Source organism: Ureibacillus thermosphaericus (genome assembly GCF_012396605.1).
GTDB lineage: Bacteria > Bacillota > Bacilli > Bacillales_A > Planococcaceae > Ureibacillus > Ureibacillus thermosphaericus.
In genome coordinates, this window is record NZ_JAAXPW010000006.1 from 36,788 (window position 1) to 52,938 (window position 16,151).

At 36.2% G+C, this 16,151-nt stretch carries 20 protein-coding genes, 1 tRNA gene and 1 riboswitch; of the genes, 6 read left to right on the forward strand and 15 right to left on the reverse strand.

All coding sequences use genetic code 11. The features are described 5' to 3' along the window. Window positions 1-4: 4 nt before the first annotated feature. The gene (locus HF990_RS04095; RefSeq protein ID WP_168412055.1) at window positions 5-238 is read right to left on the reverse strand and encodes a helix-turn-helix domain-containing protein; all 234 of its coding nucleotides are present in this window, start codon (window positions 236-238) and stop codon (window positions 5-7) included. Window positions 239-412: 174 nt separating this feature from the next. On the opposite strand from HF990_RS04095, the gene HF990_RS04100 reads away from it, so the two are divergent. From HF990_RS04100 to HF990_RS04110, 3 genes are read left to right on the forward strand one after another with little or no spacing between them, the layout of a single operon-like run. Continuing rightward, window positions 413-850, forward strand: a complete 438-nt coding sequence (locus HF990_RS04100; protein WP_168412056.1) for a helix-turn-helix domain-containing protein — start codon at window positions 413-415, stop codon at window positions 848-850. Between the two features lie 3 nt (window positions 851-853). Continuing rightward, entirely contained in the window at window positions 854-1,312 is a 459-nt protein-coding gene (locus HF990_RS04105; RefSeq protein WP_210730749.1) for a DUF4231 domain-containing protein, read from the forward strand. Beyond that, entirely contained in the window at window positions 1,313-1,714 is a 402-nt protein-coding gene (locus HF990_RS04110; protein ID WP_168412057.1) for a TIR domain-containing protein, read from the forward strand. Here the strand turns inward: HF990_RS04110 and HF990_RS04115 are convergent. Continuing rightward, window positions 1,711-1,905, reverse strand: coding sequence for a PGDYG domain-containing protein (locus HF990_RS04115; RefSeq protein ID WP_168412058.1), 195 nt, complete (start codon window positions 1,903-1,905; stop codon window positions 1,711-1,713). The genes HF990_RS04110 and HF990_RS04115 overlap by 4 nt on opposite strands. Window positions 1,906-1,965: 60 nt before the next feature. Between HF990_RS04115 and HF990_RS04120 the strand changes: the two genes are divergently transcribed. Beyond that, window positions 1,966-2,394: an ImmA/IrrE family metallo-endopeptidase gene (locus HF990_RS04120; RefSeq protein WP_168412059.1), complete on the forward strand. Its 429-nt coding sequence runs from the start codon at window positions 1,966-1,968 to the stop codon at window positions 2,392-2,394. 41 nt (window positions 2,395-2,435) lie between these two features. Then, window positions 2,436-3,644: a tyrosine-type recombinase/integrase gene (locus HF990_RS04125; RefSeq protein ID WP_168412060.1), complete on the forward strand. Its 1,209-nt coding sequence runs from the start codon at window positions 2,436-2,438 to the stop codon at window positions 3,642-3,644. 95 nt (window positions 3,645-3,739) lie between these two features. Here HF990_RS04125 and HF990_RS04130 read toward each other — a convergent pair. From HF990_RS04130 to HF990_RS04180, 11 genes are all read right to left on the reverse strand, one after another. After that, a tRNA-Arg gene (locus HF990_RS04130) sits at window positions 3,740-3,813 on the reverse strand. 103 nt (window positions 3,814-3,916) lie between these two features. After that, a complete protein-coding gene (locus HF990_RS04135) occupies window positions 3,917-4,426 on the reverse strand; it encodes a metallophosphoesterase (RefSeq protein WP_016837208.1) in 510 nt (169 codons plus the stop codon). Between the two features lie 252 nt (window positions 4,427-4,678). Further along, a complete protein-coding gene (locus HF990_RS04140) occupies window positions 4,679-5,008 on the reverse strand; it encodes a zinc ribbon domain-containing protein YjdM (RefSeq protein WP_016837207.1) in 330 nt (109 codons plus the stop codon). A gap of 93 nt (window positions 5,009-5,101) precedes the next feature. Beyond that, on the reverse strand, window positions 5,102-5,695 hold the full coding sequence (locus HF990_RS04145; protein WP_026018976.1) for an XTP/dITP diphosphatase: 594 nt from the start codon (window positions 5,693-5,695) through the stop codon (window positions 5,102-5,104). After that, on the reverse strand, window positions 5,695-6,453 hold the full coding sequence (rph, locus tag HF990_RS04150) for a ribonuclease PH (protein WP_016837205.1): 759 nt from the start codon (window positions 6,451-6,453) through the stop codon (window positions 5,695-5,697). The genes HF990_RS04145 and rph overlap by 1 nt, the downstream gene beginning before the upstream one ends. A 261-nt stretch (window positions 6,454-6,714) precedes the next feature. Beyond that, window positions 6,715-7,509 carry a glutamate racemase gene (gene racE / locus HF990_RS04155; protein ID WP_016837204.1) on the reverse strand — a complete coding sequence of 265 codons (795 nt, stop codon included), beginning with the start codon at window positions 7,507-7,509 and terminating at the stop codon, window positions 6,715-6,717. A gap of 297 nt (window positions 7,510-7,806) precedes the next feature. Next, window positions 7,807-8,028 (reverse strand): helix-turn-helix domain-containing protein, encoded by a 222-nt coding sequence (locus tag HF990_RS04160; protein WP_016837203.1) that lies wholly within the window; start codon window positions 8,026-8,028, stop codon window positions 7,807-7,809. Between the two features lie 71 nt (window positions 8,029-8,099). Then, window positions 8,100-8,546 carry an acyl-CoA thioesterase gene (locus HF990_RS04165; RefSeq protein ID WP_016837202.1) on the reverse strand — a complete coding sequence of 149 codons (447 nt, stop codon included), beginning with the start codon at window positions 8,544-8,546 and terminating at the stop codon, window positions 8,100-8,102. 261 nt (window positions 8,547-8,807) lie between these two features. Continuing rightward, complete coding sequence (gene sdhB, locus HF990_RS04170; protein ID WP_016837201.1) at window positions 8,808-9,590, reverse strand: succinate dehydrogenase iron-sulfur subunit; 783 nt, start codon at window positions 9,588-9,590, stop codon at window positions 8,808-8,810. A 2-nt stretch (window positions 9,591-9,592) separates the two neighbouring features. Continuing rightward, on the reverse strand, window positions 9,593-11,353 hold the full coding sequence (sdhA, locus tag HF990_RS04175) for a succinate dehydrogenase flavoprotein subunit (protein WP_016837200.1): 1,761 nt from the start codon (window positions 11,351-11,353) through the stop codon (window positions 9,593-9,595). Between the two features lie 50 nt (window positions 11,354-11,403). After that, entirely contained in the window at window positions 11,404-12,015 is a 612-nt protein-coding gene (locus HF990_RS04180) for a succinate dehydrogenase cytochrome b558 subunit (protein ID WP_016837199.1), read from the reverse strand. Window positions 12,016-12,308: 293 nt separating this feature from the next. Between HF990_RS04180 and HF990_RS04185 the strand changes: the two genes are divergently transcribed. After that, on the forward strand, window positions 12,309-12,725 hold the full coding sequence (locus tag HF990_RS04185) for a YslB family protein (RefSeq protein ID WP_016837198.1): 417 nt from the start codon (window positions 12,309-12,311) through the stop codon (window positions 12,723-12,725). Between the two features lie 20 nt (window positions 12,726-12,745). Here the strand turns inward: HF990_RS04185 and HF990_RS04190 are convergent, their stop codons facing one another. Continuing rightward, window positions 12,746-13,972, reverse strand: coding sequence for an aspartate kinase (locus HF990_RS04190; RefSeq protein WP_016837197.1), 1,227 nt, complete (start codon window positions 13,970-13,972; stop codon window positions 12,746-12,748). Between the two features lie 121 nt (window positions 13,973-14,093). Next, window positions 14,094-14,278, reverse strand: a riboswitch (Lysine riboswitch). Between the two features lie 37 nt (window positions 14,279-14,315). Further along, window positions 14,316-16,103 (reverse strand): excinuclease ABC subunit UvrC, encoded by a 1,788-nt coding sequence (gene uvrC, locus HF990_RS04195; protein ID WP_016837196.1) that lies wholly within the window; start codon window positions 16,101-16,103, stop codon window positions 14,316-14,318. Between the last annotated feature and the right edge of the window lie 48 nt (window positions 16,104-16,151).

The window sequence follows — 16,151 nt, forward strand, 5'->3', positions numbered from 1 at the left end:
CCTCCTATGCAGATTTAACACTCAACTTCTTAGAAACTAAGAATTTTTCTTGAAAAAAATATCCCGGATCTACATTCAGACCAGTACATATTTTTTCGTATTCCTCAAGACTAATTGGCGATTCACCGTTCATCAATCGGTAAAAACGTTTAGTATTTATACCTGACTTTTCTGCTACATAGTTAAATTTCATCCCGTTATCTTGAATATAGCTGCGGATTCTTTGATGTATTTCCATGTAAAAATCACTCCTTTCGATTTTTTCTTAATTTCTAAGAACTTCTATTTACATATTAATTCTTAATTATTAAGAAGTCAATATTTTTTTCTAATATTTTAAGAAATACATTCCCAAAACCTAAGAACATGCTATTTTATTCTTAATAATTCTTAATAGAAAATGGTGAGTGTGATGTCTACTTTAGGAGAACGGTTAAAATTAGCAAGAGAACGTACTGGGTTAAAACAAACACAAGTAAAAGAAAGAACGAATATTAATAACAAAACTTTGAGCGGTTATGAAAATAATGTAAGTGAGCCGGATGCCGCAACTTTGGCCATTCTTGCAGATCTATATGGTGTATCTTATAAGTGGCTTTTAACCGGTGAAGGTTCGATGATAAACGAATCGAATAAGTTAACAGATAAAGATTCAAAAGACATCGCCAAACGCTTACAAAAATTCCGAGAAGAAATTGAAAATTCGGATGGATTAGCATTTAATGGCGAACCATTATCCGAAGAAGCGAAAGAATCACTGATTGAATCGATGGAGTATATTTTTCGGCAGACGCAGAAGATCAATAAGAAATATGTTCCTAAGAAGTACAGGGAGGAGGATAATGAATAATACATGCTAGAAGAGGAAGATTCTTTAACTTTGGATGAATCTAAATATATTAAAGAACGTTTAGATGAGCAAATCAATTGGTATGATACCAAAAGTATTAAGAATCAGAAAATTTACAAACTTTTAAAAACCTTTCAAATTATTTCAGCAGCTCTAATACCTTTCTTAGCTTCATTAGTCGCTGATTTTAAATATTTTATTTATGTTGTTAGTTTCTTAGGAGTATTAGTTTCTATTTTAGAAGGTATTTTATCTTTGGGTAAATACCACGAAAACTGGATAGAATATAGATCGATTTGTGAAACTTTAAAACGCGAAAAGTATATGTTTCTTGGTAAAGCTGGTGTATATTCTGAGAATTCTAGTTTAGAAGTTTTGGTTGAACGGATCGAGACTATTATTTCTAATGAAAATATAAATTGGGCTAATTTAAATCATGGCGAAAATAAGGAGGATAAATAGATGGGCAAAAAAGTGTTTGTAAGCTATAAAAGTGAACCTGAAGATACAAGGTATAAAAATTTATTGGTTGCATGGTCAGAAAATGATAATGGATACTTCGATATTAAGTTTAATGACATGTCTGTAGGAGTCTCTATTAACTCAGAAAATGCAAATTATATAAAAAGCGTTATAAAAAATAGAATTAAAGAAAGTTCTGTTTTTTTAATTTTAGTTGGAAAAAACACACATAATAGTGATTGGTGTAAATGGGAAATTGATAAAGCTGTGGAATTAGGAAAGAAAATAGTGGCAGTTAAAATTAATAAATCTTATACACCTCCAGCTAATTTGTATGGAATTGGAGCAGAATGGGCGATGTCATTTACTTATGATGCAATCAAAAAAGCACTTGACAGTTAATCAAGCGCTTGATATGTCTTTTCAAAAATATCCGGTTTAACAGGATAACGTTCGCCATTTATACCTGTAACTATCCAATCTCCGACATCCGCACGCATTGTACCTTCAAGAGTTTCGATATACTCTACTTTTTCAGTTTGATAAGCAGTAACTTTTATAGGTTTTTTTATAAATTGTTTAGGTTTTGACATATATAGCACCTCCTATTTCTTTTATTATAATTGTATTTTTGATTGAAAAGAAGTGATTGTATGTGGTTGAAAGCTAAAGTACATGAATTGGTAAATAAACACAAAACTTTCAACCCATTTGAAATAGCATCACAGAAAAACATCCATGTCATCAAATGGGACTTACACGAACAAATCAACGGTTATTATAAATACGATCGTCGGAACCGATACATAGTAATTAATTGCAACTTAGACGACGATTTTCAACGTGTGGTATGTGCCCATGAACTTGGGCACGCAATATTGCATACCAGGGTTAACACGCCATTTATGCAGAAAAATACTCTATTATCAGTTAATAAGATTGAGAGAGAAGCCAACAGATTTGCTGCTGAACTCTTAATACCGGATGATTGTTTTATAGAATACAATAACATCTTTGACATCGCTTCTGCATATCAAGTACCAGTTGAACTGGTCAAATTGAAATGTAAGAAGTATTTTTAATACACACAAAAACGAACATATATTCTGAAAGGATGGTTAACGTGAGTTATGTTCGAAAACTTAAAGAAAAAAATAAATATCAATTAGTAGCAGACTTAGGATATAGAGGAAAAAGGAGATTGAGAAAAACAAAAATTGTTACGGCAAAAAGTGAAAAGGAAGCCGAGCGCCAATTAATTTTATTTGAAGCTGAATTAAAACAAAAAGAAGAATTGTATTTTGGAGAAACTGCAAACATTACATTAAATGAACTTTACCCAAGATGGAAGGAACATTATGCTAAACAACATTACAGCCCAAGAACTTTTGTTGACAATTGCACTCATTTAGAAAAGCGAATATTACCAGTTTTCGGGGATATGAAATTAAAGGATATAAAAAAAGTGGATATAGCTTTTTTTATTAGCGATTTGCAAAAGAAAAACAAACGGCTTGATGGGTTAGATGGGAATCTTGCCCCTTCAACTATTAGAAATATTTACAAAGCATTTGCAAGTATCATGAGAGCTGCTGTCGAATGGGAATTAATAGATGAATCACCATGCAAAAATATCAAGTTACCAAAATTGAAATACGAAGAAGGAAAGGCATATAACGAAAATGAGGTTGCTCTTTTATTTGAACGATTAAGGAAAAGAGAAAGTCCTGAAAAATGCTTAATTGTCGAATTAGCAATTGTAAGTGGCGCAAGACAAGGCGAAATTGCTGCGCTTGAGGAAAAACATTTAAACGCCGAGAATAGCAGCATTTTGATTGAACAAGCACTGGTTATAGCTAAAAAAGAGGAATTTGAACAAGCGAAAGACGGACTGATTTTAAAAGAAACCAAAGGTAAAAGAAAACGTGTTGTGACAATTCCAAAGAACGTAATGGATGAATTAATTCGGTGGGTAACCATGAAAAAACAACATTTAGCCCAATTAGGTAACGAAAGAAAATGGAAAGAACATACATTTCTATTTTCTGATGAGTATGGTAAACCTTATCGGCCTGATTCTATTAGTCAATGGTGGGAGCGTTTTATGGACCGTAATCCAGATTTATCTCACATTCGATTCCATGACTTACGACACACATCGGCAACTTTATTAATTCATGCCGGAGAACATCCAAAAGTTATACAGTCTCGATTAGGACACGCAAATATAAGTACTACTTTGAATGTTTATGGACATCTATTAAAAGAAACGGATCAACGAGCAAGTTCGCATTTTGAAAAATTCTTCATTGAAGATGAAGAAAAAGAATGATTTGGGCAAATTTTGGGCTAAATATTTTTTGATACATGTCGATGAATAAAAATTAAAAACCTTACAACCGTTGTGGTTGTAAGGCTTTTCTGTAGCGTCCCAGGAGGGATTCGAACCCCCGACCGACGGCTTAGAAGGCCGTTGCTCTATCCAGCTGAGCTACTGAGACATTTTGTTTTCCCAAAGGACAATATTTATTATATTAGCGTAGTGTGAAAATGTCAACGGTTTTTTAAAAATTTTTTCAACTAATTTTCACACTACGAACCATTTTACAATTCTTCCAATGGATACTCTTTTTGAAATATTTCTTCCCCTTGATCCGTATACGCAGTAACTTTCCAAATTGAATCATTATACTCTAACACTGCGTAACTCTTTTCATCAATGCCCCGAGGCTTTAACAAGCTCCCGGGATTTACAAACAGAATATTGTCTATCAATTCTGCACCAAGTAAATGGGAATGTCCAAACAACACCGCATCTGCTTCTACTTCCTTTGCACGATAAAACAGATTCATGGTTGTCGACTTTACATTGAATAAATGTCCATGCGTTACATACACTTTTTTATTCTCAATTTCAAACTGCAATTCTTCAGGAAACCGGCTATCCCGGTCACAATTGCCGCGAACTCGCTTTACTCCTTCTAGATATGGGTGTTGATAATCTAGTTCGCTATCCCCACAGTGAATGACCACATCCACTCCTGGATGTCGCTCCTTAACTACTTGTATGATTTCTGCATCCCCATGGGTATCACTCATCACTAATAATTTCATTGTCTCCACCCTTATTTTTTACTTTGCATCCAAGTAATGAAAAATATGCCTAATAAAAATTTTAATAAAATCTGCTTGAAATGTAAAAGGTTAATTGCTGACAAAATACGACTTGCTGTTTTACTTAATGTACACAAGTAAATCTTTGTTTCGCATATCATTAAATAATTGCAACATTTGCTTAAATACTTGTGACTAAAATACTCGCAACTTTATCCTAAATAAAAAAGAGGCTGCTTGAGCCCCTTTACTTTAAGCTTTTTTCACAAATTCAGATTTTAACTTCATTGCACCAAAACCATCAATTTTACAATCGATGTTGTGATCTCCCTCTACCAACTTGATGTTTTTTACTTTAGTGCCAATTTTTAATGTGGAAGAACTTCCTTTTACTTTTAAATCTTTAATGATTGTCACTGTATCGCCATCTTGTAAAAGATTGCCGTAAGCATCTTTTACTACCAAGCCTTCCTCTTCAGTATGGTCGTTTTCAGTCCATTCATGAGCGCATTCTGGACAAATAAATACGTTTCCATCTTCATACGTATATTCTGAATTACATTTTGGACAGTTTGGTATCATTTCTTTTTCCTCCATATTTACATCATTACCTACTACTATAATGAAGTCTTAACGAGATTTCAAATGTTTATGGAAATTTTCAAACTGTCCACTTTATTTTAATACATTCGGCAACTCTTCTGTTAACTTCCGAATCGCATTTCCTCGGTGGGAAATTGCACCTTTCTCTTCTGGTGTAAGTTCTGCCATAGTACGACCTAATTCTGGTACGTAAAAGATTGGATCGTAACCAAAACCATTAGTACCTCTTTTTTTGTGCAAAATTCTGCCTTCACATGCGCCTAAGAATGTTCTCGTTTCGATGTTTGGACCGCTAATAGCGATGGCACAAACGAAGCGTGCTGTGCGCTCTTCATCCGGAATCCCTTGCATTTTTTCAAGCACTTTTTGAATATTTGCTTCATCATCATGATCTCCCGCATAACGGGCGGAAAATACCCCTGGTTCACCGCCTAAAGCATCGATTGCCAAACCGCTATCATCCGCAATAACGAGTTTACCAAGGGCTTGTGAGAGGGCTTCTGCTTTTAATATTGCGTTTTCTTCAAAGGTTGTACCTGTTTCTTCAATTTCCATATCACTCGCTATATCTAGCATTGTTACAACCTCATAATGAAGCGGCTTGAAAATCGCTTCAAAATCTTTTGCTTTTCCTCTATTTTTCGTTGCAATTACAACTTGTTTCATCATTCTTTTGACTCCCCAACTTCTAGAATGAATTTTGCATCTTCACCAAGTACGGACTTTTGTATTTCAATTAATTCTCGAATTCCTTTTTCACCGAGAGCAAGCAACGTATTTAATTCTTCTCGAGAGAATGTCGCTTCCTCCCCAGTACCTTGTATTTCAACGAATCTGCCGCTTCCAGTCATTACTAGATTCATATCTACCTTTGCTTGAAAATCCTCTGAATAATTTAAATCTAAAACCGCTCCAATCGGTTCTACAAATCCGACACTTGTTGCTGCTAAAAAATCAGTAACTGGAAACTTTTCAAATGGAGATTCTTTATGGCGCTTTGCAAGAGCTTGTGTTAATGCAACGAACGCCCCAGTAATAGAAGCTGTTCTTGTTCCTCCATCTGCTTGTATAACGTCGCAATCAATCCAGATAGTCCGCTCTCCAAACGCTTCTAAATCAACAACTGCCCGCAATGCTCGTCCAATTAAACGTTGAATCTCCATCGTACGTCCACCGATTTTACCTCGTGAAGATTCACGGATAGTACGTTCTTGCGTTGCTCTTGGCAACATGGAATATTCTGCAGTAATCCAACCTTTTCCTTGCCCACGCAGAAAGCTAGGAACTTTCTCTTCTATCGTAGCTGTACAAATTACTTTTGTATTACCTACTTGAATTAAAACAGATCCTTCTGGATGAATTAAATAATCTGTTTCGATTGTTACAGGTCTTAATTGATTTACTTCTCTTCCATCTACTCGCATGTACTTTCCTCCTACAAATAATCGCACAATATATTAACATACATTTTCTCCAGAAAAAAGTCATTGCACATTTTTGAAACTTTTTTGGCATACAATCTTTATAGCTTGTAGCACTGTACTACAAGTAAAAAAGCTCGAAAAGTGCCTTTCGAGCTTTCTTCATGTCTCATGCAATTCGGTATAACCGAATGATTTTGCTGCTTGATGTACCGAATCGCATGAGACTCAAAATGATTTGAGCATCATGGATTTTTTGAGTTGTTAAAATTGAATTTTTCTTACATCTAAGTGTTTCATTTCTAACCAATTTTCAGCAATTGTACGGAAAATGGGCACCGAGCCGGTCACATAGAAAATATGATGTGGTTTATGATTTTCATTTCGGAGTAAGTGATGTTTTGTTAATAGCTCTTTTACTTCTTTTGCAGTTTCTTCTGCTGATGATAAAACAGTTACATTAGGTCCAACTACCTTTTCGATATGATGTTGAATCATCGGATAGTGAGTACAACCTAAAATGACTGTGTCAAAACTTTTATTTTCAAGCGGCTTTAATCCATTCGCTACAAGGTCGAATGCAAATTGTCCTTCATATTCTCCACTTTCAACTAGCGGTACAAATGTCGGACACGCAAGAGGAATAATTTTCGCCTCCGTATTTAAAGCAAGCAGTGCACGTTCATATGCGCCACTTTTAATTGTTCCTTCTGTTGCAAGAACCACAATTCGATTGTGCTTCGTTTTTTTTACAGCTGCTCGGGCTCCCGCATTAATGACGCCCACTATTGGAATTGAGAGCTGTTCTCTTAAAACATCTAATGCTACTGCCGTTGCCGTATTACATGCGATAACAAGGAGTTTTATATTCTGTTTTTCCAACGCTTTTGCTAACTGCATAGTAAAGGCGAGAACCTCTTCACTTTTTCGTGGGCCATAGGGGCACCTTGCAGTATCGCCAATGTAATAAATCGTTTCATTTGGCAAAACATTGATAATTTGTTTTGCAACAGTTAAGCCACCTACTCCTGAATCGATAACGCCTATTGGGGCATTCACTTATACCGCCTCTATCCTATTTCATTTGTATGATATATTATTATCTATTCTATTTTGACCTAATTCTTTACTAAGTTCAATGATTCTTTTATTCATACAATTGAACAGGAAAAGACAGTTTTTTATTTGAATACCCTCATGTTAAACATCGCGCCATTGATCCATGCAACTGCCCGATTGTTGTAATTGTATATCAGATAATAATTGACATTTTTTTGAATAAGTATTTTTCATCACTAATACGATTGTAGCCTTTTAAAATTCATTTTAGGATTTAAAGCCACTATCTTAAATCGATTAATGCAATGAAAGCTCGTCAAGCCTTAGCAATTCAATCAGTGCCTGTGACCTGCTAGAAACGCCCAGTTTTTGAATTGTGTTTGAAATATGGTTACGCACCGTTTTTTCGCTTATGCCCAACTTTTGTGAAATTTCTTTTGTGGAATAATCTAAAATTAATAATTGAAATATTTCCCGCTCTCTTTTCGTTAAAAGCGAACGATGCTGCGGGCTACTCATAAGGCAACACCCTCCTATCTCCTCTCTATGTAAAGTATGTCATGAGGGTGGAGGCTGTGAGGGCATTTTAACTATTTCCCACATAATATTACTTTTTGTTCTTCAGTCCAGCGATGAGGTTTACCAGTTTCTTTGTTGATTTGTACTAAAGCCCCTCTACCAGTTAAAACGATTTCATCTTTTTCATTTTTTACCATGTAGTGAAGATCTAGAGAGGAGTTTCCAACCCGTGCTGTTTTTACATAAATTCGCAGTTTTTCTCCGTAATAAACTTGTTTTAAATAGTCGCATTGCAAATCTGCCGCAACTGGAATACATTGCTCATCTTGTGAACCCCAATTGTTCTTCACATTCAGCCATTTAAAATATTCAATGCGTGCATGTTCAAAATATGAAAATGGTACAACATTATTTAAATGTCCATACATATCAACATCTGAAAAACGAACAATCTCTTCCGTGTAAAATGTAAATTCCTTCTCCCATTGTTCAAAATCTTCAATATACATTTCTTTCATTTTCCCATCCCCTTTAACCAATGTTTTACTTATATAATAAATATTATACAATAGTAGATTCATCGAGGAAATGAATGAAAATGTCGAATATTGGAAGGGGATGACGATGGATTTTTTTATTGAAAGAGGATTCGCAATGCAACTGTACAGAAATAAACTGCTTACTATACTATGCAGCATCATGAAAATTGGATAATTGTTCTATAAAAAAATTAAAAGCAGCCAAAATCGATAAACGATTTTGACTGCTTCTAATACATATTAGTCTACCATATGGTCAGAACCGAAGAATTTGCGGAACATGTGTACAGTCGTTGCTCTGTTTAATGATGCAATAGAAGTTGTTAAAGGAATTCCTTTTGGACAAGCAGCTACACAGTTTTGAGAGTTACCGCAGTTTGCAAGTCCGCCTTCACCCATAATTGCATCTAAACGTTCGTCTTTGTTCATTGCACCTGTTGGATGTGTATTGAATAAACGTACTTGAGAAAGTGGTGCTGGACCGATGAAGCTAGATTTCTCAGAAACGTTTGGACAAGCTTCGAAACAAACACCACAAGTCATACATTTTGACAATTCGTATGCCCATTGACGTTTGCGTTCAGGCATGCGTGGACCTTCTCCTAAATCGTAACTTCCGTCAATCGGAATCCACGCTTTTACTTTTTTCAATGCGTTGAACATACGGCTTCGGTCAACTTGTAAGTCACGAACAACTGGGAAAGTTTTCATTGGTTCTAAGCGAATTGGTTGTTCAAGTTGATCAACCAACGCAGAACATGATTGGCGTGGACGGCCATTAATTACCATCGAACAAGCACCACAAACTTCCTCTAGACAGTTCATGTCCCAAGTAACCGGTGTTGTTGGTTTTCCATCAGCAGTCACTGGATGTTGACGAATGTACATCAATGCAGAGATTACGTTCATACCTGGACGGTAAGGTACTTCGAATTCTTCCCAACGGCTTGCACCATTTGGATTATCTTGACGTAAAATTCTAAATCTTACTGTTTTTCCAGTTTCCACTTGTTGTGTAGTCACGATTAATTACCTCCTTTCGAAGAGTAGTCACGTTTACGAGGCGGAATTAATGAAACGTCTACTTCTTGGTAAGTAATAATTGGCTCACCTGTAGATGGATCAAATTTCGCCATAGTTGTTTTTAAGAAGTTTTCGTCGTCACGTTCTGGGAATTCTGGTTTATAGTGTGCACCACGTGACTCGTTACGTAATAACGCACCTTTTGTAATTACTCGTGCAAGATATAGCATGTTTTTCAATTGACGAGTAAAGTGTGCACCTTGGTTGCTCCATTTTTGAGTATCGTGGATGTTAATGTTTTCCCAACGCTCTAACATGTCACCAAGTGTGTCATATGTTTTTTGTAGGCGATCGTTGTAACGTACAACTGTTACGTTGTCAGTCATCATTTCGCCTAGTTCTTTGTGAAGTAAATATGCGTTTTCATTACCTTTGTCCATTTTTAGGATGTTATCCCATTTTTGTTGCTCTTGTTTTACATAAGAATCATATAAAGATTGTGGTAAATCTTCCGCATGTTTTGTTAAGCCTTGCATATATTTAACTGCGTTAGGTCCTGCAACCATACCACCATAAATCGCAGAAAGTAATGAGTTAGCACCTAAGCGGTTTGCACCGTGTTGTGAATAGTCACATTCACCAGCAGCAAACAGACCAGGAATTTCAGTCATTTGATCGTAGTCAACCCATAATCCACCCATTGAGTAGTGAACCGCTGGGAAGATCTTCATTGGTACTTTACGTGGATCGTCACCAACGAATTTTTCGTAGATTTCGATGATACCACCAAGTTTGATGTCTAATTCATGTGGATCTTTATGAGATAAGTCTAAATATACGATGTTTTCACCATTGATACCTAATTTTTGGTTTACGCATACGTCGAAGATTTCACGTGTCGCAATGTCACGTGGTACTAAGTTACCGTATGCAGGATATTTTTCTTCTAAGAAGTACCATGGTTTACCATCTTTATATGTCCAAATACGTCCACCCTCACCGCGAGCAGATTCACTCATTAAACGGTTTTTGTCATCGCCAGGAATTGCTGTTGGGTGAATTTGGATGAACTCACCATTTGCATATGAAGCACCTTGTTGATAAACAATTGATGCTGCAGAACCAGTATTGATTACTGAGTTTGTTGATTTACCAAAGATGATACCAGGACCACCTGTTGCCATAACTACAGCATCAGAGCGGAATGCTTTAATTTCTGATGTGCTTAAATCTTGTGCTACGATTCCACGGCAAACTCCTTCGTCATCAAGAACGATTCCAAGGAATTCCCAGTGTTCGTATTTTGTTACTAAACCTTCTACTTCGTAACGACGAACTTGTTCGTCAAGCGCATATAATAATTGTTGACCTGTTGTCGCACCTGCAAATGCAGTACGGTGATGCAATGTACCACCGAAACGACGGAAGTCAAGTAGACCTTCTGGAGTTCGGTTGAACATAACTCCCATACGGTCGAACATGTGAATGATACCAGGTGCTGCTTCACACATTGCTTTTACTGGTGGTTGGTTCGCTAAGAAGTCTCCACCATAAATTGTATCGTCAAAGTGGATCCATGGAGAATCCCCTTCACCTTTTGTATTTACTGCACCATTAATTCCACCTTGTGCACAAACTGAGTGTGAACGTTTAACAGGAACTAATGAGAATAGTTCTACTTCAGTACCCATTTCGGCTGCTTTCATCGTTGCCATTAGACCAGCTAAGCCGCCACCAACAACGATTAATTTCTTTTTGGCCATGATTATTTCTCACTCCTCTTTTCTAATTGGACGTTCTATCTATGCTTGTATCATACGAATGCTAGAATTGCAGATACACCGATAATGCTTAAGATGACGAAAAATGCCATTGTAATCCACGTAACTACTTTTTGAGAATGTGTTGATTGTGTGATACCCCAGCTTACAAAGAATGACCATAAACCGTTAGATAAATGCAATGTAGCGGAAAGGATACCCACAATGTAGAATCCTAACATCCATGGATTTGCAACGATTTTTTCCATCATTTCAAAACTTACTTCCGCACCAAATGCTTTTTGGATGCGAGTTTGGAACATGTGCCAAGCAATGAAGATTACTAGGAACACACCAGTAAGTCGTTGCAATAAGAACATCCAGTTACGGAATGTACTGAAGCGCTTATTGTTTGGTGTTGCTGTAAAGGCAATATAAATTCCATATAAACCGTGGAACAGAATAGGAATGTAGATAACAATCCACTCAATAAGTAATAATAGTGGACCTGGAATATAATCCATTACTCCTGTTGCACTGTTATATGTCTCTTCTCCCCCTGTTGCAGTAAAGTTTAGAGACAAGTGGAACACTAAAAATAGCCCTACAGGAATAACACCAAGTAAAGAATGTAGTCGGCGCCAGTAAAACTCATTTTTTGCCAAGACTGATACCCCCTTAAATGATAGAAATAAGTAGTCAATAAGTCGTCACAAATTGTAAACGCTTTATGCATTGACTGTTTTATTCATAATGGTACAATATTATGACAAGTTCATTGTACCCCCACGAACTATTACCGTCAAGGTTAGTTGTGCATATTTATTTTCCGAAATTTGTCTAATATTCGCTACAAAACCTTCTATTTTTTCTCTATTATGTTATTTTTCTCTATTTTAACTTTTTTCAAATTCTCTGTTGTTAAAAAAGAAAAATTCTAGAAAGAGGTTCTTATTATATGTCATTGTCGAAAGATTCGTTTCCTTTATTTGGATACGAACTGCTAAGAGATTATTTAGTGCCATCCATTTTAGGAAAGCATGAAAAAGATATTCTATATTGGGCAGGAAAAGATTTAGCTCGCAAATTTCCATGCACCGATATTCCTTTAATCATTTCCTTTTTTAAAGATGCCGGATGGGGTGATCTTACCCTTGAAAAAGAAATGAAAGACGGATTTGTGTTTAGTTTGACGAATGAACCGGAGTTGCTAAAGATTAATGAAAGAAATTTTCGCTTAGAAGCTGGCTTCATTGCCGAACAAATCCAAAACTTTAAAGGTGTTTTGACGGAATGCTATGAAGAGAAAAAAGAAAAACAACTAGAAGTAATTTTTACAGTAAAGATGGATTTAAAAGAAAAAATTGAACGCTAAGGGGCTTTATTCGCCCCTTTTTATACCCATTCCTCAGCAAGATTAAATTCATCATGCAGTGCATTTGCTGCACGAATCATATCATCTTGTGGCACAACGACAGATACTTTAATTTCAGATGTAGAAACCATTTTAACAGGGATATTTTCTTGACATAAGCGTGCGAACATGCGGCCTGCTACCCCTGGATTGGAAACCATGCCCGAACCCACGATTGACACTTTCGCTAAACCAACTTCAAAATCAGCAAATTGAAAACCTAACTCCTCTTTATGTTCTTCAAGCACTTTTACCGCATTTGTTAAATCCTCTTTTACAATTGAAAACGATATTGTCGGTTTTACTTCACTCATCACAGATTGTACAATAATATCTACGTTGACATGATGCTTTGCTAGGGTATTAAACAAGTTGGCAAGGGAAGATTTTTCTAGTAATTCATATCCAACAGTAAAGCGGATAATATCTGATTCATAGGCGACACCACGAACAATTAAATTTCTCTCCATTTCAATCTCTCCCTTAATCAATGTACCTCGAAGATTTTTCGTACTCGAACGAACAACAATTGGTATATCAAATTTTTTTGCTAATTCGACCGCTCTCGGATGAACAATTTTCGAACCTAAATAAGATAATTCTAACATCTCATCATATGTAATATCTTTCAATTTACGAGCCTGTTGAACTACATTAGGATCCCCTGTATATACCCCATCAAGATCCGTATAGATTTCCACACGTTCTGCATCAATGCTTTTTGCAATCGCTACCGCTGTTGCATCAGTCCCTCCAGCTCCGAGAAGGGTGATGTTGCCCTCATCATCAACACCTTGTCCGCCCGCGACTATGATTATTTCGCCTTTTTTAAACCGTTCAATAATGACATTACCATCGACTTGATGTATGCGAGCATTTCCTGCTAATTTTCGTGTTGTTTTCATTCCAAGTTGCCAGCCTGTAAGGGAAACAGCTCTAAATCCTCTTTTTTGAATGGCGATGGAAAGCAAACTGCTAGCAATTTGATTATTGGTAGAATGGATTGCGTCTAACTCTCTTTCGGATGGTGCATCCGATAAAGAGTAAATAATTTTTTCCAAACCCTCATTTACAGGTGGAGAGGATGGAACGACTGCTACTACATTGCGTCCAAACTTCTTCTCTTCGATGAGTCTTTTTGCTATTTCTCCAATGTTTTCAGGTGATGCTAGATTCCATTCATCCAACTTCACTACAATATTAATCATCGCTACACTCCCCTTATTTTCACAAGCCATGAAATGAAGTTTCCGAATCTTATATAATTAAAGAAAAAAGCAACTCTTCACAAAGGATGGTGAAAAGCTGCCTCAATTTTCAGAAAACACTTTATGAGATAGCTCTCCAGAACCATTTAGATTCTGACAATCTTGCATTTCTTCAATGCAAAACCAGCCAGTAAACTGGAACAAGCAAATTTACCGCTTCGGCAATCTCCCCTTTCCCTAACCTTCTTCAGACTTGTTCCTCTCCTCCAGTTAGGTACTCATGAATCTCGCACCTCTATCTATATCTAAACTTATTTACTTTTAAAATTACATTATCATACAGTTATTCCTTTGACAATGTGTCATTATGGAAATACTGATAGATTGTTTCTGCAACCACTTTTGGCATTTTCGCTTCCATTAATTCTTCCACAGAAGCTTGTTTGATTTTTTTCACTGAACCAAAATGACTCAGTAATTGTTTCTTCCGTTTTGGACCGATTCCTTCAATTTCATCAAGGACAGAGCGTAAAGCGTTCGTTTGATGTTGTTGCCGCAAAAATGTAATAGCGAAGCGATGGACTTCATCTTGTATTCGCTGAAGCAAGTAAAAAGCATCACTTGTTTTTTTCAGTGGAATCGACATAGGTGGTTCCCCGTATAATAGTTCAGATGTTCGATGCTTCTCATCTTTTGCAAGTCCTGCAATGGGAATTGATAATCCAAGCTCATCTTCCAACACTTCTCGTGCAACTTCAATTTGCCCTTTACCACCGTCAACAATAATTAGATCAGGAAGTGGCAATTGTTCTTTTAATACACGGGTATAGCGCCTGCGAATCACCTCTTGCATCGCTCCATAGTCGTCATGTTTCGCCGTATTTTTTAATTTATATTTGCGATATTCTTTTTTTGCCGGCTTTCCATTAATAAATACGACCATTGCGCTAACAGGATCTGCTCCATGCATGTGGCTGTTATCAAAGGCTTCAATTCTATAAGGCGTTTCAATATTTAGAGCCTCACCTAATTGTTGACAAGCGCCAATTGTCCTCTCTTCCTGGCGTTCAATTAATTGGAATTTTTCTTCGATTGCAAGCATTGCATTTTTCTTTGCTAAATCCACCAGTTCTTTTTTTGTGCCACGTTTTGGCACCAATACTCTTATATTTAATAATTTTTCTAAAATGCTTTTATCAATTGTTTCTGGAATCAATATTTCTTTTGGCTTTAAATGTTCTGTATCATAGAAACGCCCTACAAAAGTTAAAAATTCCTCTTCCGGATCACGGTAAATAGGAAATACAGAAACATCTCTTTCAATTAATTTTCCTTGTCGAACGAAAAAGACTTGAACACACATCCACCCTTTTTCAACTGCATATCCAAATACGTCCCGGTTCGTTTGGTCTCCTGAAACGATTTTTTGCTTTTCCATAACCGTTTCGATATATTGAATTTGATCTCGATATTCCTTTGCTCTTTCAAATTCAAGCTTTTCCGCAGCCTCCATCATTTTTTTCTCTAATTCTTTTTTTACTTGTTCATGGCCGCCATTTAAGAATTTTATGATTTCATTTGTCATTTCTTCAAAAATTTTCGGATCTATATCTTTAACACATGGAGCTAAACATTGCCCCAAATGATAATACAAACAAACTCGATCTGGCAGTCGGTTGCATTTTCTTAATGGATAGATGCGGTTGAGGAGCTTCTTTGTTTCATTCGCGGCAGATACATTCGGATAAGGTCCAAAATATTTAGCTTTGTCTTTTTTCACTTTTCTTGTCGTAATAATTCTTGGATAAATTTCATTGGTAATTTTAATATAAGGATAACTCTTGTCATCCTTTAACATTACGTTATATTTTGGATCATATTGTTTGATTAAATTGAGCTCCAAAATTAAAGCCTCTAAATCACTTGAAGTAACAATATATTCAAAATCTTCTATTTCACTAACTAGCAGTTGAGTTTTACCATCATGGGAACCAGTAAAATAGGATCGAACTCTATTTTTTAAGACTTTTGCCTTTCCGACGTAAATAACCGTTCCTTGTCGGTCTTTCATTAAGTAGCATCCAGGCAAATCTGGTAACAGCGCCAATTTATTTTGAATTGTTTCATTCATGGAGTATCACCTTACATTTAATCAACCTACTTTAACTCTATTATACGA